Genomic DNA, 26,491 nt, shown 5'->3' with positions numbered 1-26,491 from the left:
ACCCTCTCCTCCCACCAAGGTGCTGACCGACCAATGATCAATAATCTCAACGCCGCCGATCTTCCCCGCCCCGCCCCGCGCAGTTCCAATCCGGAAATCATGGCGGCGGAAATCATCGAGCGACTGACCTACCGCATCGGCAAGGACGTCAAGGTTGCCAAGCCGCATGACTGGCTGACTGCAACCATTCTCGTCGTCCGCGACCGCATCATCGACAAATGGATGGAATCCACCCGCAAGGCCTATCAGAACAATTCCAAGCGCGTTTATTACCTGTCGCTCGAATTCCTGATCGGCCGTCTCATGCGCGACGCCATCTCCAATATCGGGCTGATGCACGAAATCCGGGATGCGCTTTCCTCGCTCGGCGTCGATCTGGATGTCATCGCCGGGCTGGAGCCGGATGCCGCACTCGGAAATGGCGGTCTTGGCCGTCTCGCGGCCTGCTTCATGGAATCGATGGCAACCGTCGATATCCCCGCCTACGGTTATGGTATCCGTTACGTGCACGGCCTTTTCCGCCAGCAGATGGCGGATGGATGGCAGGTGGAACTGCCCGAGACCTGGCTGGCGCATGGCAATCCCTGGGAATTCGAACGCCGGGAAAGCTCCTATGAAATCGGCTTCGGCGGATCGGTGGAAACCATCGGCGGCTATGAAGATCCGCAGCGTTTCGTCTGGAAACCGGCCGAGCGCGTGATCGCCATGGCATATGACACGCCGGTCGTCGGCTGGCGCGGCACGCGTGTCAACACATTGCGCCTGTGGTCGGCCCAGCCTATCGACCCCATTCTGCTTGCCGCCTTCAACGCCGGCGACCATATCGGCGCATTGCGTGAGAGCAACAAGGCGGAAAGCCTGACGCGGGTTCTTTATCCTGCGGACGCGACGCCGGCAGGCCAGGAACTGCGCCTGCGGCAGGAGTTTTTCTTCTCCTCCGCCTCATTGCAGGACATTCTGCGCCGCCACCTGCAGCAATATCCTGATTTCACATCGCTGCCCGAGAAGGTTTCGATCCAGCTCAATGATACGCACCCGGCCATTTCCATTGCCGAAATGATGCGTCTTCTGTGCGATGTGCATGGTCTGGAATTCGACGAGGCCTGGACGATCACCCGGGGGACCTTCTCCTATACCAACCACACGCTTCTGCCGGAGGCTCTGGAAAGCTGGCCGGTGCCTCTGCTGGAACGGCTGCTGCCGCGGCACATGCAGATCGTCTATGCGATCAACGCCAACACCCTGGTCTATGCCCGCAAGGAAAAGAAGATGCCGGATCAGCAGATCCGCTCCATCTCGCTGATCGACGAGGGTGGTGAGCGCCGCGTGCGCATGGGCAATCTGGCTTTCATCGGTTCGCATTCCATCAACGGTGTTTCAGCGCTTCATACAGAGCTGATGAAGGAAACGGTGTTCGCCGACCTGCACAGCCTCTATCCCGACCGCATCAACAACAAGACCAACGGCATCACGCCACGCCGCTGGCTGATGCAGTGCAATCCCGGCCTGACGGGGTTGATCAGGGAAGCGATCGGTGACGATTTTCTCGACGATGCGGAAAAGCTGACAGCGCTCGACCGTTTCGCCGACGATGCCGGTTTCCGTGCGAAATTCGCCGAAGTGAAGCGTCTGAACAAGGTGCGGCTTGCCAATACGGTGGCGCAGCGCATGGGCATCCGTGTCGATCCTTCGGCCATGTTCGATATCCAGATCAAGCGTATTCACGAATATAAACGCCAGCTTCTGAACCTTGTGGAAACGGTGGCCCTTTACGACCAGATCCGTTCCCACCCGGAACTGGATTGGGTGCCGCGCGTTAAGTTCTTCGCAGGCAAGGCGGCGCCGAGTTATCACAACGCGAAGCTGATCATAAAGCTTGCCAACGATATTGCCCGGGTCATCAACAACGATCCGGCCGTGCGCGGGCTCCTGAAAGTGGTGTTTATTCCGAACTATAACGTCTCGCTTGCGGAAATCATGGTTCCGGCGGCCGATCTTTCCGAACAGATCTCGACGGCGGGCATGGAAGCCTCGGGCACCGGCAACATGAAGTTCGCCCTGAACGGCGCTCTCACCATCGGCACGCTCGATGGAGCCAATGTTGAAATGCTCGAACATGTGGGTGACGATAATATCGTCATCTTCGGCATGACGGCGGAAGAAGTGGCCAAGGCACGCGCCGAAGGACACAATCCCCGCGCGATCATCGAACAATCGGCGGAACTGTCGCAGGCGCTGTCATCCATCGCGTCTGGCGTGTTCTCTCCCGATGACCGCTCGCGCTTTTCCGCTCTGATCGACGGTATTTACAATAGCGACTGGTTCATGGTCGCCGGCGACTTCGACGCCTATGCCAATGCACAGCGCGAGGTGGACGCCATCTGGAGCAATCCGGATAGCTGGTATGCCAAAACAGTCCGCAACACGGCACGCATGGGCTGGTTCTCGTCCGACAGGACGATCCGGCAATATGCCGCCGACATCTGGAGAGCCTGATGAAAAAACCGCTCAATTCGGCCGAAGAGAAAAAGACTGGCGCTGTCACAAAGGCTGAAATCGAGGCGATCAAGAGCGGTTTGCATTCCAATCCCTTTGCCCTTCTCGGTGTTCACGAAACGCCGGAAGGGTTTTCCGCGCGCTGTTTCATCCCCGGCGCCGAAGAAGTGTCCGTCCTCACGCTCGACGGCAATTTCATCGGCGAGCTGAAACAGCTCGATCCGGAAGGCTTTTTCGAAGGCTCGGTCGATCTCACGTCCCGCCAGCCCGTGCGTTATCGGGCCGGCCGTGACGATGCGGAATGGGCGGTGACGGACCCTTACAGCTTCGGTCCGGTTCTCGGGCCGATGGATGATTATTTCGTCCGCGAGGGCTCACATCTGAGGCTCTTCGACAAAATGGGCGCGCATCCCCTCAAGCTCGAGGGTGTGGAAGGTTTTCACTTCGCCGTCTGGGCGCCCAATGCCCGGCGCGTTTCCGTCGTCGGCGACTTCAACAATTGGGATGGGCGCCGGCATGTGATGCGCTTCCGCAAGGATACCGGCATCTGGGAAATCTTCGCGCCTGACGTCTATGCCGGCTGTGCCTACAAGTTTGAAATCCTTGGCGCGAGTGGCGAGCTTCTGCCGCTGAAGGCCGACCCCTATGCGCGGCGTGGCGAATTGCGGCCGAAAAACGCCTCCGTCACCGCGCCGGAACTGACGCAGAAATGGGAAGACCAGGCTCACCGCGAACATTGGGCGCAGGTGGACCAGCGCCGTCAGCCGATCAGCATCTACGAGGTTCATGCCGGCTCCTGGCAGCGACGCGAGGACGGCACCTTCCTCAGCTGGGACGAGCTGGCCGCGCAGCTCATCCCCTATTGCACCGACATGGGCTTCACCCATATCGAGTTCCTTCCGATCACCGAACATCCCTACGACCCGTCCTGGGGATACCAGACGACCGGCCTTTATGCTCCGACTGCGCGTTTCGGCGATCCGGAAGGTTTCGCGCGTTTCGTCAACGGCGCGCACAAGGTCGGTATCGGCGTGATTCTCGACTGGGTTCCGGCACATTTTCCGACCGACGAGCACGGCCTGCGCTGGTTTGACGGCACCGCACTTTACGAACACGCCGATCCGCGCCAGGGTTTTCATCCGGACTGGAACACGGCCATCTATAATTTCGGCCGCGTCGAGGTCATGTCCTACCTCATCAACAATGCGCTTTATTGGGCCGAGAAATTCCATCTCGACGGCCTGCGCGTCGATGCGGTCGCCTCGATGCTCTATCTCGATTATTCCCGCAAGGAAGGCGAGTGGATCCCCAACGAATATGGCGGTCGCGAGAACCTGGAATCCGTCCGTTTCCTGCAAAAAATGAATTCGCTCGTTTATGGCACCCATCCAGGCGTCATGACGATCGCCGAGGAATCCACCTCCTGGCCGAAAGTGTCCCAGCCCGTCCACGAGGGCGGTCTTGGTTTCGGATTCAAGTGGAACATGGGCTTCATGCACGACACGCTGAGTTATTTCTCACGCGAGCCGGTGCACCGCAAGTTCCACCATCAGGAACTGACCTTCGGCCTGCTTTACGCTTTCACAGAAAATTTCGTGCTGCCGCTTTCCCATGACGAGGTGGTGCACGGCAAGGGATCGCTGATCGCCAAGATGTCCGGCGACGACTGGCAGAAATTCGCCAATCTGCGATCCTATTACGCTTTCATGTGGGGTTATCCCGGCAAGAAGCTGCTGTTCATGGGGCAGGAATTCGCGCAATGGAGCGAGTGGAGCGAAAAGGGATCGCTCGACTGGAACCTGCGCCAATATCCGATGCATGAGGGCATGCGCCGCCTCGTGCGCGATCTCAACCTCACCTACCGTTCGAAAGCCGCCCTGCATGCCCGCGACTGCGAGCCGGAAGGTTTCCGCTGGCTGGTGGTCGATGACCACGACAATTCCGTCTTCGCCTGGCTGCGCATGGCGCCGGGCGAAAAACCGGTGGCGGTCATCTGCAATCTCACGCCGGTTTACCGGGAAAACTATTATGTGCCGCTGCCTCAGGCGGGGCGGTGGCGGGAGATTCTCAACACCGATGCCGAAATCTACGGCGGCAGCGGCAAGGGAAATGGCGGACGCGTTCAGGCGGTCGATGCCGGCGGAGACATCGGGGCAATGCTGGTCCTGCCGCCTTTGGCGACGATCATGCTCGAACCGGAAAACTGACAGACAGAGAGGGAGGACACCATGTCGGAAAAAAGAGTTCAGCCACTGGCGCGTGATGCAATGGCCTATGTCCTCGCGGGCGGCAGAGGAAGCCGCCTGAAGGAATTGACGGACCGCCGGGCCAAACCCGCCGTCTATTTCGGCGGCAAGGCGCGCATCATCGATTTTGCGCTCTCCAATGCCCTCAATTCCGGCATTCGCCGCATCGGCGTCGCCACGCAATACAAGGCGCACTCGCTTATCCGTCACCTGCAGCGCGGCTGGGACTTCTTCCGTCCCGAGCGTAACGAAAGCTTCGATATTCTGCCGGCCTCCCAGCGCGTTTCCGAAACGCAATGGTATGAAGGCACAGCCGACGCCGTCTACCAGAACATCGACATCATCGAGCCCTATGCGCCGGAATATATGGTCATTCTGGCCGGCGACCATATCTACAAGATGGACTACGAATACATGCTGCAGCAGCATGTGGATTCCGGCGCTGACGTGACAATCGGCTGCCTGGAAGTGCCACGCATGGAAGCGACCGGTTTCGGCGTGATGCATGTGAACGAAAAAGACGAGATCATCGATTTCATCGAGAAGCCGGCCGATCCGCCGGGCATTCCCGGCAATGAGGGCTTCGCGCTCGCCTCGATGGGCATCTACGTCTTCCATACGAAATTCCTGATGGAAGCCCTGCGCCGCGACGCCGCCGACCCGACCTCCAGCCGCGATTTCGGCAAGGACATCATTCCCTATATCGTCAAGCACGGCAAAGCCGTCGCCCACCGCTTCGCGGATTCCTGCGTGCGTTCGGATTTCGAACACGGACCCTACTGGCGCGATGTCGGCACCATCGATGCCTATTGGCAGGCCAATATCGACCTGACCGATGTGGTGCCGGACCTCGACATCTACGACAAGTCCTGGCCAATCTGGACCTATGCGGAAATCACCCCGCCGGCGAAATTCGTGCATGACGATGAGAACCGGCGCGGTTCGGCCGTGTCTTCGGTCGTCTCCGGCGACTGCATCATTTCCGGTGCCGCTCTCAACCGCAGCCTTCTGTTCACGGGCGTGCGCGCCAATTCATACTCCCGCCTTGAGAATGCCGTAGTACTGCCGAGTGTGAAGATCGGACGTCATGCCCAGCTGAGCAACGTCGTCATCGATCATGGCGTGGTCATTCCGGAAGGACTGATTGTAGGAGAAGACCCAGAACTGGATGCCAAACGTTTCCGCCGCACTGAAAACGGCATTTGCCTTATCACCCAATCGATGATCGACAAGCTGGACCTGTAGAGCCCATGAATGTCCTTTCGGTTTCATCCGAAATTTATCCCCTGATCAAGACCGGAGGGCTCGCCGACGTTGCCGGCGCGCTCCCCATCGCGCTCGAAGCCCATGGCGTCAAAACGCGGACCTTGATACCCGGCTATCCGGCGGTGAAAGCCGCCGTGACGGACCCCGTCAAATGTCTGGAATTTTCCGATCTGCTCGGCGAAAAGGCCGACGTGCTCGAAGTGCGGCATGAGGGGCTCGACCTCCTCATTCTCGATGCGCCCGCCTATTACGAGCGTTCCGGCGGCCCGTATCTCGGCCAGACGGGCAAGGACTATCCTGATAACTGGAAGCGTTTTGCGGCGCTGTCGCTGGCGGCGGCGCGCATCGGCGCCGGTGCTCTCCCCGGCTGGCGGCCGGATATGGTGCATGCCCATGACTGGCAGGCAGCGATGACGCCGGTCTATATGCGTTATGCCGAGACACCGGAAATTCCGAGCCTTCTCACCATCCACAATATCGCCTTTCAGGGCCAGTTCGGCGCCAATATCTTCAGCAAGCTCGAATTGCCCGCCCATGCTTTCGGCATGGAAGGCATCGAATATTACAACGATGTGAGTTTCCTCAAAGGCGGCCTGCAGACGGCGACGGCGCTCAGCACCGTCAGCCCCTCTTATGCGGAGGAAATCCTGACCCCGGAATTCGGCATGGGGCTGGAAGGGGTGATCGGCAGTCGTTCCCATGTGCTGCACGGCATCGTCAACGGCATCGACGCCGATGTCTGGAACCCGGCCACCGACCATCTGATCCATGACAATTATTCCGCCGCCAACCTGAAGAATCGCGCATTGAACAAGAAGGCGGTCGCCGAGCATTTCCGTATCGATGAGGATGACAGCCCTCTTTTCTGCGTCATCTCCCGCCTGACCTGGCAAAAAGGCATCGACCTCATGGCGGAAGCCGTGGGCGAGATCGTTTCCCTCGGTGGGCGCCTCGTGGTTCTGGGGGCCGGCGATGTGGCGCTGGAGGGCGCGCTTCTGGCGGCGGCATCCCGCCACCATGGCCGCGTCGGCGTGGCTGTGGGTTACAACGAACCCCTGTCGCATCTCATGCAGGCGGGCTGCGATGCGATCATCATTCCCTCGCGCTTCGAGCCCTGCGGGCTTACCCAGCTTTACGCGCTGCGTTACGGCTGCATTCCGGTCGTCGCCCGTACCGGCGGCCTCAACGATACCGTAATCGACGCCAACCATGCCGCCGTCGCCAGCAAGGCGGCGACCGGCGTGCAGTTTTCCCCTGTCACGCTGGACGGTCTCAAACAGGCGATCCGCCGGACCGTCCGTTATTATCACGACCCGAAACTATGGACACAAATGCAGAAGCTCGGAATGAAATCCGATGTTTCCTGGGAAAAAAGCGCCGGTCTCTACGCCGCGCTTTACAGCCAGCTTATTTCGAAAGGCCATTGAAACAATGATCAAGACTGTTCAGACGAAGCCCTATCAGGACCAGAAGCCGGGTACATCCGGCCTGCGCAAGAAGGTGCCAGTCTTCGCCCAGGAAAATTACGCCGAGAACTTCATCCAGTCGATCTTCGACGCGCTTGAGGGTTTTCAGGGTCAGACGCTGGTGATCGGCGGCGACGGCCGTTATTACAACCGCGAAGTTATCCAGAAGGCGATCAAGATGGCCGCCGCTGCCGGTTTCGGCAAGGTGCTCGTCGGTCAGGGCGGCATTCTCTCCACGCCTGCCGCCTCCAACATCATCCGCAAATACAAGGCCTTTGGCGGCATCGTGCTTTCCGCAAGCCACAATCCCGGCGGCCCGAATGAAGATTTCGGCATCAAATACAATATCGGCAATGGCGGCCCGGCCCCTGAAAAGATTACCGACGCGATCTATGCCCGCTCAAAGGTCATCGACAGCTACAAGATTTCCGATGCCGCCGATATCGATCTCGACAAGGTGGGCAGCTTCAAGGTGGATGAGTTGACGGTCGAGGTTATCGACCCGGTCGCCGATTACGCCGTTTTGATGGAGGAACTCTTCGATTTCGCCGCCATTCGCGCGCTGATCGCCGGCGGCTTCAAGGTAGTGGTCGATTCCATGAGCGCCGTCACCGGACCCTATGCCGTGGAGATCATCGAAAAGCGTCTTGGCGCACCGAAGGGCTCGGTCCGCAACGCCACGCCGCTGCCGGATTTCGGCGGCCACCACCCTGACCCGAACCTGGTGCATGCCAAGGAGCTTTATGACGATGTCATGAGCGCGGAAGGTCCAGATTTCGGCGCGGCGTCGGATGGCGACGGCGACCGCAACATGGTCGTCGGCAAGGGCATGTTCGTGACGCCGTCCGACAGTCTGGCGATCATCGCCGCCAATGCGAAACTCGCACCCGGTTATGCGGACGGCATTTCGGGTATCGCCCGCTCCATGCCGACCAGTGCAGCAGCGGACCGCGTTGCCGAAAAGCTTGGCCTTGGCATGTATGAGACACCGACCGGCTGGAAATTCTTCGGTAACCTCATGGATGCCGGCAAGGTGACGATCTGTGGTGAAGAAAGCTTCGGCACCGGCTCCAACCATGTGCGTGAGAAGGATGGCCTGTGGGCTGTTCTGTTCTGGCTGAACATCGTCGCTGCCCGCAAGGAAAGCGTAAAAGACATCGTCACCAGACACTGGGCCGAATATGGCCGCAACTATTATTCCCGCCACGACTATGAGGAAGTGGATTCGGACGCCGCCAATACGCTGGTCGCCACGCTGCGCGAAAAACTCGCCACGCTTCCCGGCACCAGTTACGGCAATCTGAAGGTCGCGGCTGCGGATGATTTTGCCTATAACGATCCGGTCGATCAGTCCGTGAGCAAAAATCAGGGCATCCGCATCCTGTTCGAGGGCGGTTCGCGTATCGTATTGCGCCTTTCCGGCACCGGAACGGCAGGGGCCACACTCAGGCTTTACGTCGAACGCTACGAAGCGGATGCGGCCCGTCACGGCATCGAAACCCAGGAGGCGCTCGCCGACCTGATTTCCGTTGCCGATACGATCGCCGGCATCAAGGCCCATACCGGCCGCAACGAACCGAGCGTGATTACCTGAAGGCTTGGCGCCGCGTTTCTGGCCCCTGGACGTGGCGCGGCATACAAAAAGCGAGAGGTGGCCAAAAGGCCACTTGGAGGGGTAGTGAACCTCTCACCACACTGAACGTCATCCTCGGGCTTGACCCGAGGATCCACGATTTCAGCGGGTTATGGATCCTCGAGTCAAGCCCGAGGATGACGGAAGAGAGGTTCTAACACCTCTAAAACTCTGAGATGGCCGGAAGGCCATCTCGTGACGCCCGCGGACCGCCTTCTCCCTTTGCGGAGGAGAAAAACCATCCCCCGGAGACATAGACCATGCAGACACCATCCGTTTTCCCCAAAGGTGCGATCCAGACGGAAAACGGCACGGAATTCACGGTCTATTCCCGGCACGCCTCTGCAATCGACCTTTGCCTTTTCGATGCAACGGGCGAAAAAGAGATAGCCCGCTTGCCGATGAAGCGCGGTGAGGACGACATTCACCGATTGACGGTCACGGAGGCCACACCCGGCACGCGATACGGCTTCCGTGCCCACGGAATTTACGCTTCCGAACATGGTCTGTGGTTCGATCCTGCCAAACTGCTGCTCGACCCCTACGCGACACAGATAGACCGGCCGTTCCGGCATGATCCGGCGCTTTATGCCTTTGGCGAGGAAACAGGCGCGGTCATGCCAAAGGCAATCCTTTCAGAATACGAACCGCTCAAGCGCCAGCCGCCGCTTTTTACCGAGGGCGGGCTGATTTACGAACTTTCAGTCAAATCCTTCACCAAATTACACCCGCAAGTGCCGGAAGAGTTGAGAGGCACCGTGGCGGCGCTGGCCCACCCCGCCATTATTGCACACCTGAAAAAAATCGGCGTCGATGCGGTGGAGCTGATGCCGATCACCGCCTGGATCGATGAGCGCCACCTGCCGCCGCTCGGCCTTTCCAATGCATGGGGCTACAATCCGGTCGGCTTCATGGCGCTCGATCCGCGCCTCTGCCCCGGCGGTGTGCGCGAGTTGCGCGACACGGTCACCGCACTGCATGCGCAAGGCATCGGCGTCATTCTCGATCTGGTCTTCAACCATACCGGTGAAAGCGACAGCGCCGGCTCCATCCTGTCATTGCGTGGGCTGGACAATCTCACTGCCTTTCGCCACCCGCAGGATAAGCCCGGCGTGCTGGTCAACGATACCGGCACCGGTAATACGGTTGCCTGCGATCATCCCTATATTCGCCAGCTCATCATCGATTCACTTCGGCATTTCGTTTTAAATGCGGGCATAGACGGCTTCCGTTTCGATCTCGCCCCCATTCTCGGAAGAACCGCGAGCGGCTTTGACATGGCAAGCGAAACGCTGGCGGCCATGCATTCGGACCCCGTGCTTTATGACCGTGTGCTGATTGCCGAACCATGGGATATCGGACCCGGCGGTTATCAGCTCGGCAATTTTCCCGAAAGCTTTCTGGAATGGAACGACCGCGCCCGTGACGATATGCGCCGGTTCTGGCGCGGTGATGCGGGAACGACCGGCGCCCTGGCCAATGCGCTCTCCGGCTCTTCGCCGATCTTTTCCCGCCATGGCCGCTCCAGCACCCGCAGCGTCAATTTCCTTGCCGCCCATGACGGTTTTACCCTGTTCGATCTTGTCAGCCACGAACACAAGCACAATGAGAAAAACGGCGAGAACAATCGCGATGGCCACAATGAAAATCACTCCTGGAACAATGGTATCGAGGGTCTGACCGATGATCCTGCCATTGTCGCCGCGCGCATTGCCGATGTGAAAGCGCTGCTTTCCACGCTTTTCGTCAGTCGCGGCACATTGATGCTGACCGCCGGCGATGAGGGCGGCCGCAGCCAGCATGGCAACAACAATGCCTATTGCCAGGATAACGACATCACTTGGGTCGACTGGTCGTCGCTCTCACCCGAACTGATCGATCACACGGCGTTCCTTTCCACACTTCGCAAAAGGTTCGGCGTTTTTTCGCAAACCGGCTTTTTCTCCGGCAATGGCGACGTGGAATGGCTTGCGCCGGGCGGCAAACCGATGACGGTGGAAGAATGGGAAAGACCGGACGGGCCGGCATTCACCATGGTGCTCTCCACCCCGGATCATGAAACCGGGGACGACGCCGAGCTTGCCGTTCTCATCAACCGCGGCCGCAAGATCGTTCCCTTCACCCTGCCCGGCGATGGCTGGCGGGCGATCGGTACGGATTTCGGCAATCCCGCCTTCCTTCCCGCCCGCTCTGTGGTGTTTTATCGACGCGGTTGATCGCCTGGCCCCGGCACCTTTATAAGTGCCGCGAGACAACCCAGAAGAGGTAACATGGCAAAGGACATAGCGCTGGCGGAAATGAAAAATTTCGTCGGTACGGAAATGGGCGTTTCCGACTGGATCACCGTCGACCAGTCGATGATAAACGCCTTCGCAAAAGCAACGCTGGACGAGCAGTTCATCCATACCGACCCCGAACGCGCCAAGGCGGAAAGCCCTTTCGGCGGCACCATCGCGCATGGGTTCCTGACGCTCTCGCTGCTTTCGGCGCTGAATTACGATGCCCTGCCCCGCATTCGCGAAACGACCATGGGCATCAATTACGGCTTTGACGCCGTCCGCTTCGTCGCGCCGGTCAAAAGCGGCGCGCGCGTGCGCGGACGTTTCATCTTGGCCGAGGCGCGGTTTCGTGGCGCCGCCATGCTGGTGACGACCTATGATGTGACGGTGGAGATCGAAAACGAGCAGAAACCGGCGCTCACCGCCCGCTGGACCACCATCACCCAGTTCAACCCCGAGGACAGGCCACAGGACGTCTGATGGGGAGATCGGAGTGTCTGTGAGATTCGCCTATTTGATAGAACCTCCGTTCAACTACAGGAACGAAACCGGTGATGTCACCGGTTGCGATGTGGAATTGGCGCGCGTCATTCTGGCCATGATCGGCATTCACGACATTGAATTCATCGAAGCCGAATTCTCGCAATTATTGCCTGGCCTGAACGAAAACCTCTGGGACATGACCACGGGCCTCTTCAATACGGCTGAACGCAGAAGGATCGTTGCATTCAGCCATCCGATCTGGGCATTGCCCGACGGCCTCCTGGTGATGAAGGGCAACCCTAGAAATCTGGACGGATACGCCTCGGCAACGAGAGATCCGGAATGTACGCTGGTCGCGATCCGTGATCAGATCCAGCATCGCGTAATGATGGAAGCGGGCATGCCCGATGACCGCATCCTCATCTGCGAGACCTACGACGACGCCGCTCAGGCCGTCGTCGATGGGCGCGCCGACGCCTATGCGAGCGTGGCCATGGCGCATCTCGGCTTTCTACAGCAAAATCCCCAGCTGGATCTCGAAATTGTCGCCGTATCACCAGAGGAACGACCGGCGGCCTCAGGCGCATTTGCTTTCCGCCAATCAGACCGGAAGCTCCAGAGCGCGGTCGATGCGGCGCTGCGTCGTTATATTGGATCGGACGAGCATCACGCACTGATGCGAAATTTTGGTTTCGATGATCAAGCCATCGCCAATGGTAAGGCTGATCGAGCCAGTTAACGCCAGATTGCGCAAAGGAGACGGCCCCATGCATGACGAAGCCGTAAGGAATGCGTTTCTCGTGCAGGCAAGGGCCTGCGACAACCTTGGTTCGCCCTTTACCGCACGGCTTTGCCGCGCGGTGGCGGCGCGACTGGACCGCCAGACGGAAGTCGGCGAGAAGATTTTATCCTGGCCCGGCGATGTCGGCCCCTCGGGCGATTCCGTACCCCTGCGGCTGGCAGGTGCCCTGCATGCACTTGTTCTTGAGGATAAGATCGGACCGCTTGTCGATATCGCACCCGAAAACGAGGATGCCCTCTGGCGGGCTTGTGCAGATGCGCTGCGTTTCCATTCGGCCTTCATCCTCGAAAGACTGAAATCACCGCCGCAGACCAACGAAGTCCGTCGTTCCGCCGTGCTGCTGCCAGCTTTCCTTTCCATAGCAGGACTTACCGGCAAGCCGCTGGCCCTTTCCGAGGTCGGCGCAAGCGCCGGGCTCAACCTGCAATTCGACCGTTACCAGTATCGCCTTGGTGATCTCGCCTGGGGTCGGCAATCCGCAGTTTTCATGTCACCCGAATGGCGCGGAAATACCCCACCCGATGCGCAGATCGATATCATCGAGCGGGCCGGCTGCGATCTCAACCCCCTCGATCCTTCGTCCGCCGAGGATCGCTCGCGGCTGATATCCTATCTCTGGGCCGACCAGACCGACAGGCTGGAGCGGACGGCAGCGGCCCTTCGCATTGCAGAGGAGAACGGCCTGCACGTCGAAAAAGCCGACGCAATCGACTGGCTGAAACGCCGCCTTGCCACGGACCATCCGGGCGCTACCCATGTCGTCTATCATTCGGTTGCCTGGCAATATTTCCCGGAGATTTTGAAACAGGCCGGCGAGGCACTGATTGTCGAAGCCGGCGCCCGCGCAACGCCGGATGCGCCGCTTGCCCGCCTGCAGATGGAAGCGGATGCGACACCGGGAAGCGCCGCTATTACCCTGCAAATCTGGCCGACCGGCGAGAAACAGGAAATCGGCCGTGCCGATTTCCATGGACGCTGGGTGGAATGGCGGGGGTGGGAAGCGGAAAAGCAGAGATTCTAAGCGAAGCGCCCGCCAAAGATCCAACTAGTACTTGTAAAAGAAATACAACCGTGCTCCTCTTCATGAGACCTTATCTAGAGGGGGATTTTAATTGCGTATCAAAGCCCCGAAACTCATAAATATACTTGCACTTTTCACCTTGGTTGCAGATCCGGCAGCTGCGCAGCAGCAAATGGGGTCACAGGCCGCCATGAATGCCTGCGCAACCATTGCCACCCTGCTTCAAATGGGGGGCCCGCAACTACAGTCCGCTTTTGGACAGCAGGCATTATTTGCTATTTTTCAACAGACAGGTGGAACAGGTCGTTATCCTCCGCTGGTTCAACTTGGACCTGTTCATAACGTTATGATCGGCGGGGAAAATGTACTGCCGCTGGGTAGTTTTTTGACTTGCAGGACCGTTCACCAGAATGGATATGCGGATTGGCAACTCGCATTTTCTCAAATGACGCAGCGGTTTGAGAATTTTCAGTTTAATTCGGTGCCTGGCGGAATCGCGAACCCCACTCCCCCTACCCCAAACCCAAACCCAAACCCAAATCCAAACCCAAATCCCAATCCGGTCCCCAAGCCACCCCCAGACAACCAGGCATGCCAAAAATTTCCCGAACTTTGCCCCTGAGGTGAACGCCATGATTACAAGACGCGGCCTTCTTGTCGGATGTGGCGCCAGCCTCGCATTACCTGGTAGATGCTGGTGTCAAACCTATAGCGGCTGCACGCTGACGGCCGCAGAGATTGCATCCGAAACGAATAACCAGACGATGGAATTCTCATATGTTGATGGCCAGTCCCCGGTCTCCACTTCCGGGGACAAGGACTTCGACTATGCACTGGCCCAGACGTTGAACTATCTGAGTAACCTGTTTGATGTCCTCCCCGGCTTCACCTATCTCGATGATGCGAAGGGAAAGAATGCCTATGCCAGCCCGGCCAACTATATGGGTCGCTCGGACGGCACGGTTCTTTTCGGCCTGCGTTTTCTCCAGGAGTTTCTGAACCAGCCAGCCTATCCGGCCGCCTATATCGCCGCGGTTTGCGCCCATGAATTCGGCCATATAGCACAATATAAATATGGGATAGATGACCGGCTGGGCGGACAACCGACGGTCAAAAGAATAGAGCTGCATGCGGACTATCTCGCAGGATATTTCGCAGGCCGCCGCAAGCTAGATAACGAAAATTTCCCTGCGGCGACGATCGCCCTGGCACAATTCAGCGTGGGAGATCACGCGGTTGACCATCCAGGGCATCACGGCACACCGGACGAGCGCGGTAATGCCGTAAAAGCGGGTTTTCTAGCCAGTTATCATCAACGCCTGGCGTTCAAGGACGCGCTGGAGGCCGGCGTCGGCTATGTGCAGACTCTCTAAACCCAGACATCTTTTCTGACCGAGAAAGTTATTCGAGGCCGATACAAGGCATTTCATTTCTGGGGCGGCATGGAAATTCAGGTGAATATGTCCTGCGCTGCCTCCTGCAACAGGCCGCCGACATATTCGGCGAAAGAGCGCCAGCATTCCACGCGAAACGTATCGTCAGCCGTGCGCAGCAACACAACTTCAGCCTTGCCGAAAACCGTGCGCGAGCAGGCGCCGACGGGGAATTTTTCGAGCGACAGATCCTGCGGGCAACCGGCATTGAGTGCTGCTTCCGCACCGGGACCGGAAACGATGACGGCCGTGTTGCGATGGGAAATGTCGGTTGCTGAAAACAGGCCGGAGACGCCGGCAAGCGCCGCCATCAGGTCGCTTTCGCCCTGATCGATCACCAGCCATTCATCCGGGCCGATCCAAAGAGCGGAGCGCAGGCCCGATGTCGCAGAGCTTTTCGGGCTGGTGGGCAAGGCGAGGCCAAGCGCCTCCGAGAGGGCCGGCAGGGCAGCTTCCCGGGCGCGCAGCGACAATCGCGAGGCGGCGGCTGCCGGCTTCAGCGAGACGAAGGGTGAGCCGCCATGGAAATCCTCCAGCACGGATTTGCGTTTTGCGTGAAGCGTATCAGCCATTGAGACGGGCTCCTTCCTTGTCGAGGAAGACCATGTCGGTCACTTCGACGGCAATGGTTTTATCGGCAAGCGGGATATAAAGCGTTTCGCCCATGCGCGCCCTTCCATCCGCCACCAGCGCGAATGCAATGGAGTGGCCCAGATTTTCCGACCAATAGGCCGACGTGACATGGCCGAGCATGGTCATGGGTTTTGGCTGGTTCGGATCGACAACGATCTGGCCGCCCTCTTCCGGAACGGTCAGCCGGTCCTTTGTCTTCAGTCCCACAAGCTGCTTGCGGCCGGAGCGCATCAGATCCGGGCGCTTCAGACCGCGGATACCGACGAAATCCGTCTTCTTTTTCGAAACCGCCCAGGCGAGCCCGGCATCGTCAGGTGTCACCGTGCCATCGGTATCCTGCCCGACGATGATGTAGCCCTTTTCCGCACGCAATATGTGCATGGTCTCAGTGCCATAAAGGCAGCCGCCGACCGCTTCCGCCCTTTCGCGGATCGCGGTCCAGACGGCCGCGCCGTAATCGGCCGGAACGTTGATTTCGAAACCCAGTTCGCCGGTGAAGGACACGCGGAAAAGCCGCGTCGGCACGCCGCAGAAGGTGCCTTCGGCCACCGCCATATGCGGGAAGGCTTCCGGAGAAAGGTCGATGCCCTCGACGAAGGGCGCAATCACCTCGCGCGCCTTCGGACCCTGCACGGCAATCACCGCCCATTGTTCGGTGGCCGAGGTCAGCCAGACGTTGAGATCGGGGAATTCGGTCTGGAGATAATCCTCCATATGCTGCAACACGCGCGGCGCGCCGCCCGTCGTCGTCGTCACATGGAAACGATCCTCGGCGAGACGCCCGACAACGCCGTCATCATAAACAAAACCATCCTCGCGGGTCATGATACCGTAACGGCAGCGGCCGGGTTTCAGCGTATCCCAGGCATTGGTGTAGATGAGGTTCAGGAACTTCGCCGCATCCGGCCCGACAACCTCGATCTTCCCGAGTGTCGAGGCATCGAACACGCCGACGCTTTCACGCACCGTTTTGCATTCGCGGTTGATGGCCTCGTGCATGTCTTCGCCCGGACGCGGGAAGAACCATGCACGCTTCCAGTTGCCGACATCCTCGAAGACCGCACCGGCAGCCAGCTCTTCCTCATGCATTGGCGTCTTGCGGGCCGGATCGAACAGCGCGCCGCGTGAATGGTTGATGAGCGTGCCAAAGGTGACCGGCGTATAGGGCTGGCGGAAGGTGGTGAGACCGACCTTTGGCAAATCCCGCCCAAGCGCTTCAGAGGCGATGGCAAGACCGTGCATGTTGGACATCTTGCCCTGATCGGACGCCATGCCATTGGTGGTAAAGCGCTTGATATGCTCGACGGAGTGCATGCCCTCGCGCACGGCAAGGCGAATATCCTTGGCGCAGACATCATGCTGGAAATCGATGAAGGCCTTGACCCCGGTGCCCTCGCCCGCCCCTTCGGCAGCACCGATCATGCCGCCGGTCCAGGCCCGCGCATTCTCGCCGGAAAATTCCACGGCGCCACCACCTGCTGCGGCAGCCTCGGCAATCAATGCGGCGAGGTCGTCCGTGCCATTACAGGCACCGACGGACACACAGTTCTGCACATGGATATCCGGCAGGAAGCGCTGGTTAGCCGCGTCAAACTTCAGCTTGCCGCGCGATTGCGAAAAGAGATGCACCGAAGGCGTCCAACCGGCCGAAACGACGAGCGCATCGATGGCGATCTTGCGCTTGTTCGAGCCGCCATTGCGGCCAACGGTCATGGAAGAAACGCGCAGGCGTCCCGCCGTATCATAAACACTATGGCCTGCCAGCACCTCGATGCCCAGCGCCCGCGCCTCGTCCAGCAGCCGTGCATCAGGGTTCTCGCGGCAATCGACGATGGCGGCGATCTTCACGCCTGCTTTTTTCAGATCGAACGCCGTTTCATAGGCGGAATCATGGGCGGTATAGACGCCGACATTATTGCCGACGGTCACGCCATAATGGTTGAGATAGATACGGGCAGCCGAGGCCAGCATGATGCCGGGACGGTCATTATTGGCAAAGACCATATGACGCTCGATCGCACCTGCCGCCAGGACGACCTTCCCTGCCCGGACCTGCCACAGTCTCTCGCGCGGCTGGTGTTTGGCCGGCGTGGCGAGGTGATCGGTCACGCGTTCCGCGAGCGCCACGAAATTATGATTGTAGTAACCGAAGGCCGTCGTGCGGGTCAGAACACGCACATTGGGCAGGGATTTCAGCTCGGCCAGAACCTTCTGCGCCCACTCATAGCCGGGCAGGCCGTCTATGACCGTGCCGGTATCGAAACGCAGTGCACCGCCAACTTCGGCATTCTCATCAACCAGAATGACGCTGGCGCCGGTTTTCGCCGCCGCGAGAGCCGCCGTCAGGCCGGCAACGCCGCCGCCGGCCACCAGCACGTCGCAATGGGCGTATCGACCGGAATAGTGGTCCGCATCCGGCTCGCTCGGCGCCTTGCCGAGACCGGCAGCGCGGCGGATGATCGGTTCATAGATTTTATGCCAGGCGGCCTTCGGCCACATGAAGGTCTTGTAGTAGAAGCCGGCTGCAAACATCGGCGACAGGAAATCGTTGATCGCACTGATATCAAAGGACAGCGACGGAAAGCGGTTCTGTGAGGCGATGATCGCGCCGTCGAACACATCCTGCACCGTGGCGCGGACATTCGGTTGCTTGCGCATGCTGTCACGCGAGACGTCGATCAGCGCATTCGGCTCTTCCGGACCTGCGGAGAGAAAGCCGCGCGGCCGGTGATATTTGAACGAACGACCGATCAGATGCACACCGTTTGCCAGCAGTGCGGATGCGACCGTGTCGCCTTCCAGCGCCTGATAGATCTTGCCATCGAAGGTGAAACGCGCGGTTCTGGCGGGTGTCAGGCGGCCAGCGCCCTTGATGCGATAAGCGCCGCTCATTGCGCCTCTCCCTTCTCTCCGGAAAGAACCGTCTCGGCATCCGGCTTCGGTTCGCCTGCCTTGTAGGTCATCAAAAATTTGTCGCTGACCGAATCGCGGGCCGCGTTGAAGAACCGGCCGCAGCCGTGAATGTGACGCCAGCGCTCGAAAACGAGACCCTTGTCATTGTCGCGAATGAAGAAATATTCGGCGAAGGCCTCGTCGGAAATATCGGCGATGTTTTCCGGCCTGGCGATGTGGGCTTCACCCGCCCAGCGGAATTCGAGTTCGGAACGGTCTTCCCGGCAATAGGGGCAATGGATCAGAAGCATCGTCGCTCCACCTTCAAAGAGAATTTTCCGGAAGGACGCTTCCGGCGGGTTGGTCACACAGCCGCTTTCCCATCGCAACAAAGGGGGAAAGCCGCTTCAAGAGCTGCTCGAAATTATCGAATGGTTTCAGCGCCGAGGCCCGACCCATATTGATGATGGCAACCGCCATCATGTCGGTGTCGATCGCGAAGGGTTCGTCCTGTTCGCCATTTTCCTTCTCGCCGACGAAATAGACGAGCTTCTCCATCAGGCTCGGCGCGCAAAGAAGCAGGCCTTTTTCCGCCACGAAGGGCCAGTCGCGTTCACCCTGCATCCTGCGGATTTGCTGGCTGCGAAAATCTCCCGCCTCCGGAACGAAGCTGCCCGCCGGCACCATTACCGACGCACCGGACATATTGGCCGCAACCAAAGCCGCCGCCAGCATCAATGCGCCACCGCAGCGGCGGCGGCCTCATCGATCAGACGTCCGGTGCGGAACCGGTCGAGCGTCAGTCCGGCGGCCAGACGATGCGGCTCGCCGCGGGCAATCAGATGCGCGAACAGATTGGCCGAGCCCGGCGTCGCCTTGAAACCACCCGTTCCCCAGCCGCAATTGACGAAGAGATTGGGCACCGGCGTCACGCTCTGGATGGCGGAACGATCCGGCGTGTTGTCGGTGATGCCGCCCCATTGCCGCATCATCTTGACGCGGCGGAAGATCGGGAACAGCTCGCAGATGGCGTCGAGCGTATGGGTGATGATCTGGAGGCCGCCGGTCTGGGAGTAGGAATTATACTGGTCGGTGCCAGCGCCGATGACCAGCTCGCCCTTGTCGGATTGCGAAATATAGGCGTGGACCGTGTTGGACATCACCACACAGGGGAAGATCGGCTTCAGCGGTTCCGACACCAGCGCCTGCAGCGGGTTGGAATGTAAGGGCACGCGCACATCCGCCATCTTCATCACGATGGAGGAGTGACCAGCGGCAGAAACGCCGATCTTCTTCGCGCCGATGAAACCGCGATTGGTTTCAACACCCGTCACCGCACCGTCCGGCCCGCGCCTGATGGCCGTGACCTCGCAATTCTGGATGATGTGCACGCCGCGATCGGAAGCCGCGCGCGCATATCCCCAGGCGACCGCATCATGGCGCGCCGTGCCGCCGCGGCGCTGCAGGGCGGCACCATTGATCGGATAACGGGCATTGCCGGAAATATCGAGCGGCGGACAATATGCTTTTGCCTGTTCCGGCGTCAGCCACTCATTGTCGATGCCATAAAGGCGGTTGGCGTTGATATGTCGCTTAAAGGACTGCTGGTCGTGAATATTGTGCGACAGCATCATCACGCCGCGCGCCGAATACATGACGTTGTAATTGAGATCCTGGCTCAGGCCTTCCCACAGTTTCAGGGAATGCTCATAAATATCCATGCTCTCTTCATAGAGATAATTGGAGCGGATGATGGTGGTGTTGCGGCCGGTATTGCCGCCGCCGAGCCAGCCTTTTTCCAGCACCGCGACATTGGTAATGCCGTGTTCCTTGGCAAGATAATAAGCAGCCCCAAGACCATGGCCGCCGCCGCCGATGATGATGACGTCATAGTCCTTGCGCGGCTCGGGCGACGCCCATTGCGCATCCCACCCTTTATGACCCCGCAACGCCTCGCGCGCCACGGCAAAAACGGAATATTTGCGCATTCGCTGTCTGCTCCTCAAGAACCGGCCAGAAGCCGGGCATCATGGCGCCGGCACGTATAATACACATGGCAAATCGGGGCCGGAGGCAATATCCCTTTTGCGACGCGGCGATGGTTTTGTTTTGACATGAAGGCAAGAAAGGCGGACCGGTCGCATTTTAGCGGTTGTTTGCGGGTTACCGGCTGGACTTGCCGTAAATGATCTGATAATGCACGTCACCAATCGCACGGCCAAAACGGCCTAGCGAACGATTTTGTGTTTGCGCGCGAATGCCTTTATTCGCGCAGCAAGATAACCAAACAAAAGGAACGGGATTCACGTGCAGGTACTAGTCCGCGACAATAACGTTGATCAGGCGCTTCGCGCTCTCAAGAAAAAGATGCAGCGCGAAGGCATTTTCCGCGAAATGAAGATGCGCGATTATTACGAAAAGCCTTCCCAGAAGCGCGCTCGTGAAAAGGCTGAAGCCGTTCGTCGCGTTCGCAAGCTGGCACGCAAGCGCGCACAGCGCGAAGGTCTGATTGCGGCCCCGCGCGCAGGCCGTTAATAGGCCGTCTTTTGGACGTTTTTGAATGCTTGTTGGGCGGGGGCGATCAATTCGCCGCCGCTCTTTGTGTTTGTGGCCGGAGACCGATCGTGGGACAACGATTATGAGACCGGCCGGCGAGGGAACCCACACCGAATGACCGCTGTTGATGCCTGTGTTGTAAACAACTCCGATGCCTCCACGCGCCGGGTACCGCTGAGAAACAACAAGCGGCTTCATCTTTCCCTTGTCGTCTGCACCGTTCTCGCCGGACTTTCCGGTTGCGCGACGTCCAACCAGACGGATGATGTCTTCAGGATCGACCGCGCCCAGGGCTCGCAGGAAAACATCGCCTCGCTCACCTCGGTCATCAACGCCAATCCGCAGGATCCCGAAGGCTACAATGTCCGCGGCTCGGCTTACGGTCGCGCAGGTGATTCCCGCCGCGCCATCGAGGATTTCAACAAGGCGCTGCAGCTCAACCCGCGCTTCTACCAGGCCTATGCCAACCGCGCGCTGGTCTACCGCAACTCCGGCCAGCAGCAGCAGGCCCTGCAGGACTACAATGCGGCCCTGCAGATCAATCCGAGCTATGATGTGGCGCTGATCGGCCGCGGCAATCTTTACCGCCAGTCCGGACGCGTGAACGAGGCTTTCAACGACTTCTCCCGCGCTATCGAGCTGGAAACCACCGACGGACGCGCATGGCACAATCGCGGCCTGATCTACCAGTTACGCAACCAGCACGCCCAGGCAATCGAGGACTTCTCAAAGGCCATTTCGCTGTCTTCTACCTCGCCAGAGCCCTATAATGGCCGTGGGCTTTCCTATGTCGCGCTGAATGACGACGAAAACGCCTTCGCCGATTTCAACCACGCCATTTCGCTCGACGGTAACGTCGCGGAATCCTGGGCCAACCAGGCGCTGGTCTATGAGCGGCGCGGCGAGATGGCCAAGGCCGCCAAGTCCTATGGGCATGCGGCACGGCTCGATCCGAAATATAAGCCCGCTCTCGACGGTGTTGCCCGCACACGCGGCGCTAGCGCCTCCTGATTAAAACAGGCAAAAACAAAAAAGCCGGCGGTGCGACACCCGCCGGCTTTTTTATGGAAAACGCTGAGGCCTCAGTGGCTGTCGCGGCGCGCCTCGGGGGCAACATCGCCCGCCCATAATTCCGCCTGCACCGCGTTTTGAAACTCCATGACCTCGCGCCGCATGGCGGCGTCCTCATAACCAAGGCCCATCAGATAGGCGGCCAGTTCGCGGCATTCCCTGCGCCAGAAATCATTCGCCTCCACACCATGCAGCTGGTCGAGCATGGTTGCACACCGTTTTACGTCGGCAATACGGTTCTTTGCCGGAAAGGCGATTACTTCTGAACTCGTCGTCACGCGGGCACCCTGCTCGTCTGAGGAATCAATACCGACTTTTTTAAAGGCGAGATGGTTAACGAAGTCTGCAGAGCGCGCGAGAAGGCTGGTTTTACGGTGAGCGGAGGACCTGGCCCGTGCTTTTAGACCGACATGACACGGGCAAAACGCCGATTACCAAGGAATTTACCAATCAAGATTACCGAAATTTCATGCCATGGCAGATAGAAGAAGTATATGTGTGTTGAAACAACACCGGTCTCATCGTATATTTCTTGCAAAGAAAAAAAATGCCGCAGCGCAGCCAAAAATGGAGAAATCGTTCTCGGGAGGAGAGCACCATGTATGCACCTCGTGTTTTTTTCAGCATGATCGGTGCATTGCTCATCTTTGCGGTTGCCACATATTTCATTCACGGGTCGCTCTATACGGCATTTATCCAGACCCTTATCTGCGCCGTCATTCTGCAAGTGGGTTATTTTATTGCAATTCTGGTTCTCGTTGCCCGGGAAAAGCGCCGGATGCGCGAGACATTCTCGCGTGATCGCGGCGCCGAGAATGTGACGGCGGACGCCGCAAATAACGCCCCGCCGCATGGCGCAAAACTGACCGATATGTGACATTTCACGCACAGTGATTTATTGCGATGCAAAAAAATCACTTGCATCCACACCCCTGACACTTTCTGCTGGCCAAATCCTGACGGTTCGTCACAGCAGAAGGACATTCCATGGTGAGCGGTTCACAGCCCATTTGCGTCATCATCGCTGCAAAAAATGCATCCGAAACGATAGACATCGCCATCCGCTCCGCCCTTGTGGAACCGGAAGTCGCGGAGGTCGTGGTGATCGACGATGGCTCGACCGACGCGACGAGCGAGGTGGCCCATGCGGCGGACGACGGCACCGGCCGCTTGAGAGTGGTGCGGTTCGAGATCAATCGTGGCCCTTCGGCTGCACGCAATCACGCCATCTCCATTTCATCCGCGCCGCTGATCAGCATTCTCGATGCAGACGATTTCTTTTTCAGAGGCCGTTTCGCCGCCATGCTGGCCGATGACGACTGGGACCTCGTCGCGGACAATATCGCCTTCATCCAGCAATCGGTTCCAGGCGCATCCTCCATGCAGCCTGCCCGCTTTGAGCCGCAAGCCCGCTTTCTGTCACTGACAGAGTTCGTGGAAGGAAACATTTCCAGACCCGGCGTAGAGCGCGGGGAAACCGGCTTCCTGAAGCCGGCGATACGCCGCGCCTTTCTCGACAAACATGCGCTGCGTTATGACGAGGCCCTGCGGCTTGGCGAAGACTACGAACTTTACGTGCGCGCGCTTGCCGCCGGCGCCCGCTACAAGGTCATCCGCCATTGCGGTTATGGCGCTATCGTTCGTGGCAATTCGCTGAGCGGGCGTCACAGCACCGAAGATCTTCGCCGATTATATGAGGCGGACAGGGCGATACTCGCCGGCTGCAAGCTTTCAGCAAGCGAGACGGCGATCCTGCGCGAACACGAGAAACATGTGCGCGCCAAATTCGAGCTTCGCCACTTTCTCGATGCGAAAAAGCAGAAGGGAATGGGAGGCGCACTGAGCCACGCACTGACACGCCTGCCAGCCCTGCCCGCCATCACGCATGGCCTCTGGACCGACAAGACAGCCCGTTTCCGCAAACCGGTGCAGCCGGTGCGGGACGTGCGTTATCTTCTCGACGGCACGCCGGTTTCGTGAGGGTACCGCGTATCGGGTGAGGCAAACTTCGCGAAATACTCCACCGTCATCCTCGGGCTTGACCCGAGGATCCATCGCTACACCGGTCTGTGGATCCTCGGGTCAAGCCCGAGGATGACGGCAGAGTGACTGGCTAACTAACGTTTCAGGCAAAAGGCGGCAGAAAATTCCCCGCCGCACCCGGTGCTTCCACCTTCAAAGATAATCGCGCTTGATCGTTTCCAGCACGGCGGAAAAACGCTCCTTGCGCTCTTCCAGCCTGCCATCCGGGCTGAGACGCGGCTCGGCACGGCTTGCCTGCCACAGTGCAAGCGTGGAAGGGGCGGCCAGGACCTGCTTGGCCAGTTTGCGCAACGACCGGGATTGGGTTTCCTGCGGCCGCACCAGCACATCACCTTCATACACCGGGCCTTCGTGCGCCGGAACAGAACCGGTCTCAGCGATAACAGGGGCCGGCGGCGGGAAACTCATGCCCCAGAAACGCGAGCCCTTTTTCGCCGCTTCGGCGCGGGTGGAAACGGGCACGTAACGCGGATTATATTCCACACCCACGCTGCCGGCCCAATCGCTCCATTTGAAACTGTTGATCGAGGGAGATGTGGTGACCGCCACCCATGGCACGCGGAAAGCATCGGCGAGAATTGCGCCATGCATGGATTCGGCGACGATGAATTCCGACTGGGCGATGGCCCGGATGACGGCTTTTGCCTCGCCGCGCGGGTCGAGATAGGTCAGCCCGGCCGGCTCGCAGACCGTTTCCCACATGCCGAATTCCGCCGATTCCCAATGCGGAACGAAGGTCTTCTTGTAGAGCTTCGGCAGGCCTTTGAAATCAGGCATCTCGGTGACCATGACAGCTGGGTCGACAATGCCCTTCTCAGGCACGAGCCCCAGCTTGGCGGCGGTTTTTTCACCGCGTACGCAGCGAATATCCCAGAACTCGGTGCTGGTATCCGGCACCGCGCCATAACCATAGCCGCTGCCGATTACCAGCTTCCGCTGCTTTGCGGGCAAAAGAACATCGTTCAGCACGGTGCCGACGCCGACGAGCATGACATCGTCATGCACATCGCGCAGGCCCGGAAGCAGAAAATCCCACAGCCACAGGTTGAGATCGTCACCGAAATTTCCGTGATGAGATTCCCAGTGGTAAGGTTTCATGAGGTCACTCCTGGGTGAAAAAACATATAAATTCTTGCGGGCGAGAATTCGCTCATCTGGAGCGGACTATTTTTCCAGCACCTAGCTCGAAAGCGGCGCGCAGAAGTGCCGGATCGCGCATCGCCCACTTCAGGAGCAGCCCGAATTCGGGCGCCTTGCGCCGTTTCAGATTGCCCGCCTGGCTCCACAGCGCCTGTTTTCGCGCCGTGTTTTTATAGGAAGCAATGGAGGCGACATCGGCTGGCCGCCGCGAAAAACGACCCTCCAGCGTATCGAGCGCCACCCAGGTATTGAACTGCTGGCGCAGGAATTCCGGCGAGGTATTGTCGATGCTGTGGAAGATATTGACCCCCATGCCGCGCATCGCGCCGGCATCGTCACACAGAAGCGTTCGCTTCGATGCAAGGATGCAATCGCAGAAAAACAGGACGTCTTCAGCCGCCAGACGGAGCGCCGGGTCGAAGCGAATCTTTTCAAAAAGAGGACGGCCGATCACCATGCAGGAGAGATGCAGGAAGCTCCAGTTGCGCAGCATCACGCTTGCCAGATCCGGCAGCTCAATCAGCAGAGGCCGCTCCGAAAGCCTTGCCGCACCCTCATTCTTCTCCAGCTCGGAAATGGCGAAATGATAATAAAATTCGTCACTTGCCTGCATGGATGCCCAGTAGCACTCACCGCCGAATGTCGTGAGAGCGGAGGCGGCGTTCTGGAGATGATCCGGCGTCCAGATGTCGTCCGAATCAAGAAATGCCACGTAGTCGCTGCCGTCAGGAACATGGTCGAGACCGGTATTGCGCGCACCGCCCGGACCGCCATTGGCCTGTTTGATGACAATAATTCGGTCTTTCTGTTCTTGCGAAAGTTCCGCAAGTTCCTTGTCTATCGGGTAGGGCGATTCGTCATCGACGATGACAAGATCGAACTCCTGGTAAGTCTGCGCAAAAACCGATGCGAGCGCACGTCCCAGAATCCCGTGCTGCTTTTGGTAATAGGGAATGACGACAGTAAATCTTGCCATTGTTTCGCCCCTTGCGTTGATCAAGAAGTGTCGGGCCCGATCCTAAAAACGGCCC

At 59.0% G+C, this 26,491-nt stretch carries 23 protein-coding genes; 15 read left to right on the top strand and 8 right to left on the bottom strand.

Annotated elements, in window-relative coordinates:
• Window positions 1–33 precede the first annotated feature (33 nt).
• The 11 genes from AGR13A_RS20220 to AGR13A_RS20170 all read left to right on the top strand — a co-directional run bounded on the left by AGR13A_RS20220 (window position 34) and on the right by AGR13A_RS20170 (window position 15,065).
• The gene (locus AGR13A_RS20220; RefSeq protein WP_035223687.1) at window positions 34–2,496 is read left to right on the top strand and encodes a glycogen/starch/alpha-glucan phosphorylase; all 2,463 of its coding nucleotides are present in this window, start codon (window positions 34–36) and stop codon (window positions 2,494–2,496) included.
• Window positions 2,496–4,703, top strand: a complete 2,208-nt coding sequence (gene glgB, locus AGR13A_RS20215) for a 1,4-alpha-glucan branching protein GlgB (protein WP_080838980.1) — start codon at window positions 2,496–2,498, stop codon at window positions 4,701–4,703. Before AGR13A_RS20220 ends, glgB begins: the two co-directional genes overlap by 1 nt.
• Window positions 4,704–4,724: 21 nt before the next feature.
• Window positions 4,725–5,987: a glucose-1-phosphate adenylyltransferase gene (glgC, locus tag AGR13A_RS20210; protein WP_035223690.1), complete on the top strand. Its 1,263-nt coding sequence runs from the start codon at window positions 4,725–4,727 to the stop codon at window positions 5,985–5,987.
• 5 nt (window positions 5,988–5,992) lie between these two features.
• Entirely contained in the window at window positions 5,993–7,435 is a 1,443-nt protein-coding gene (gene glgA / locus AGR13A_RS20205; protein WP_080838977.1) for a glycogen synthase GlgA, read from the top strand.
• Between the two features lie 4 nt (window positions 7,436–7,439).
• Window positions 7,440–9,068: an alpha-D-glucose phosphate-specific phosphoglucomutase gene (locus AGR13A_RS20200; protein WP_080838975.1), complete on the top strand. Its 1,629-nt coding sequence runs from the start codon at window positions 7,440–7,442 to the stop codon at window positions 9,066–9,068.
• A 299-nt stretch (window positions 9,069–9,367) separates the two neighbouring features.
• Window positions 9,368–11,323 (top strand): glycogen debranching protein GlgX, encoded by a 1,956-nt coding sequence (gene glgX / locus AGR13A_RS20195; protein WP_080838973.1) that lies wholly within the window; start codon window positions 9,368–9,370, stop codon window positions 11,321–11,323.
• A gap of 54 nt (window positions 11,324–11,377) precedes the next feature.
• A complete protein-coding gene (locus tag AGR13A_RS20190) occupies window positions 11,378–11,866 on the top strand; it encodes a MaoC family dehydratase (RefSeq protein WP_035223701.1) in 489 nt (162 codons plus the stop codon).
• Between the two features lie 13 nt (window positions 11,867–11,879).
• Complete coding sequence (locus AGR13A_RS20185) at window positions 11,880–12,608, top strand: transporter substrate-binding domain-containing protein (protein ID WP_308400306.1); 729 nt, start codon at window positions 11,880–11,882, stop codon at window positions 12,606–12,608.
• A gap of 28 nt (window positions 12,609–12,636) precedes the next feature.
• Window positions 12,637–13,692: a DUF2332 domain-containing protein gene (locus AGR13A_RS20180; protein WP_080838968.1), complete on the top strand. Its 1,056-nt coding sequence runs from the start codon at window positions 12,637–12,639 to the stop codon at window positions 13,690–13,692.
• A gap of 91 nt (window positions 13,693–13,783) precedes the next feature.
• The gene (locus AGR13A_RS25040; RefSeq protein ID WP_080838967.1) at window positions 13,784–14,314 is read left to right on the top strand and encodes a hypothetical protein; all 531 of its coding nucleotides are present in this window, start codon (window positions 13,784–13,786) and stop codon (window positions 14,312–14,314) included.
• A gap of 10 nt (window positions 14,315–14,324) precedes the next feature.
• A complete protein-coding gene (locus AGR13A_RS20170) occupies window positions 14,325–15,065 on the top strand; it encodes a metalloprotease (protein ID WP_237681205.1) in 741 nt (246 codons plus the stop codon).
• A gap of 77 nt (window positions 15,066–15,142) precedes the next feature.
• Here AGR13A_RS20170 and AGR13A_RS20165 read toward each other — a convergent pair whose 3' ends face one another.
• From AGR13A_RS20165 to AGR13A_RS20145, 5 genes are read right to left on the bottom strand one after another with little or no spacing between them, the layout of a single operon-like run.
• Window positions 15,143–15,697 carry a sarcosine oxidase subunit gamma gene (locus AGR13A_RS20165; RefSeq protein WP_080838966.1) on the bottom strand — a complete coding sequence of 185 codons (555 nt, stop codon included), beginning with the start codon at window positions 15,695–15,697 and terminating at the stop codon, window positions 15,143–15,145.
• The gene (locus tag AGR13A_RS20160; RefSeq protein ID WP_080838964.1) at window positions 15,690–18,650 is read right to left on the bottom strand and encodes a sarcosine oxidase subunit alpha; all 2,961 of its coding nucleotides are present in this window, start codon (window positions 18,648–18,650) and stop codon (window positions 15,690–15,692) included. The genes AGR13A_RS20165 and AGR13A_RS20160 overlap by 8 nt, the downstream gene beginning before the upstream one ends.
• Complete coding sequence (locus tag AGR13A_RS20155; RefSeq protein WP_080838963.1) at window positions 18,647–18,961, bottom strand: sarcosine oxidase subunit delta; 315 nt, start codon at window positions 18,959–18,961, stop codon at window positions 18,647–18,649. Before AGR13A_RS20155 ends, AGR13A_RS20160 begins: the two co-directional genes overlap by 4 nt.
• A 13-nt stretch (window positions 18,962–18,974) precedes the next feature.
• Window positions 18,975–19,385 carry a hypothetical protein gene (locus AGR13A_RS20150; protein ID WP_167377604.1) on the bottom strand — a complete coding sequence of 137 codons (411 nt, stop codon included), beginning with the start codon at window positions 19,383–19,385 and terminating at the stop codon, window positions 18,975–18,977.
• Window positions 19,385–20,638 (bottom strand): sarcosine oxidase subunit beta family protein, encoded by a 1,254-nt coding sequence (locus tag AGR13A_RS20145; RefSeq protein ID WP_035223720.1) that lies wholly within the window; start codon window positions 20,636–20,638, stop codon window positions 19,385–19,387. The genes AGR13A_RS20150 and AGR13A_RS20145 overlap by 1 nt, the downstream gene beginning before the upstream one ends.
• Before the next feature lie 319 nt (window positions 20,639–20,957).
• On the opposite strand from AGR13A_RS20145, the gene rpsU reads away from it, so the two are divergent.
• Both rpsU and AGR13A_RS20135 read left to right on the top strand, forming a co-directional pair.
• Window positions 20,958–21,185, top strand: coding sequence for a 30S ribosomal protein S21 (rpsU, locus tag AGR13A_RS20140; protein WP_080838961.1), 228 nt, complete (start codon window positions 20,958–20,960; stop codon window positions 21,183–21,185).
• Window positions 21,186–21,320: 135 nt separating this feature from the next.
• Window positions 21,321–22,217, top strand: coding sequence for a tetratricopeptide repeat protein (locus tag AGR13A_RS20135; RefSeq protein WP_035223723.1), 897 nt, complete (start codon window positions 21,321–21,323; stop codon window positions 22,215–22,217).
• Window positions 22,218–22,288: 71 nt separating this feature from the next.
• Here AGR13A_RS20135 and AGR13A_RS20130 read toward each other — a convergent pair whose 3' ends face one another.
• Window positions 22,289–22,555 carry a DUF6074 family protein gene (locus tag AGR13A_RS20130; RefSeq protein ID WP_080838959.1) on the bottom strand — a complete coding sequence of 89 codons (267 nt, stop codon included), beginning with the start codon at window positions 22,553–22,555 and terminating at the stop codon, window positions 22,289–22,291.
• Between the two features lie 320 nt (window positions 22,556–22,875).
• Here AGR13A_RS20130 and AGR13A_RS20125 point away from each other — a divergent pair, with 320 nt between their 5' ends.
• Both AGR13A_RS20125 and AGR13A_RS20120 read left to right on the top strand, forming a co-directional pair.
• On the top strand, window positions 22,876–23,154 hold the full coding sequence (locus AGR13A_RS20125) for an exopolysaccharide production repressor protein (protein WP_080838957.1): 279 nt from the start codon (window positions 22,876–22,878) through the stop codon (window positions 23,152–23,154).
• Between the two features lie 110 nt (window positions 23,155–23,264).
• Window positions 23,265–24,257 carry a glycosyltransferase family 2 protein gene (locus AGR13A_RS20120; protein ID WP_080838955.1) on the top strand — a complete coding sequence of 331 codons (993 nt, stop codon included), beginning with the start codon at window positions 23,265–23,267 and terminating at the stop codon, window positions 24,255–24,257.
• Between the two features lie 195 nt (window positions 24,258–24,452).
• Here the strand turns inward: AGR13A_RS20120 and AGR13A_RS20115 are convergent, their stop codons facing one another.
• Both AGR13A_RS20115 and AGR13A_RS20110 read right to left on the bottom strand, forming a co-directional pair.
• A complete protein-coding gene (locus tag AGR13A_RS20115; RefSeq protein WP_080838954.1) occupies window positions 24,453–25,418 on the bottom strand; it encodes a polysaccharide pyruvyl transferase family protein in 966 nt (321 codons plus the stop codon).
• A 52-nt stretch (window positions 25,419–25,470) separates the two neighbouring features.
• Complete coding sequence (locus AGR13A_RS20110) at window positions 25,471–26,436, bottom strand: glycosyltransferase family 2 protein (protein WP_080838952.1); 966 nt, start codon at window positions 26,434–26,436, stop codon at window positions 25,471–25,473.
• Window positions 26,437–26,491: the final 55 nt, after the last annotated feature.

The organism is Agrobacterium genomosp. 13 str. CFBP 6927, from assembly GCA_900012615.1.
Classification (GTDB): domain Bacteria; phylum Pseudomonadota; class Alphaproteobacteria; order Rhizobiales; family Rhizobiaceae; genus Agrobacterium.
The sequence above is the reverse complement of the archived record's forward strand: the minus strand, read 5'-3'. Positions and strand labels throughout refer to the sequence as shown.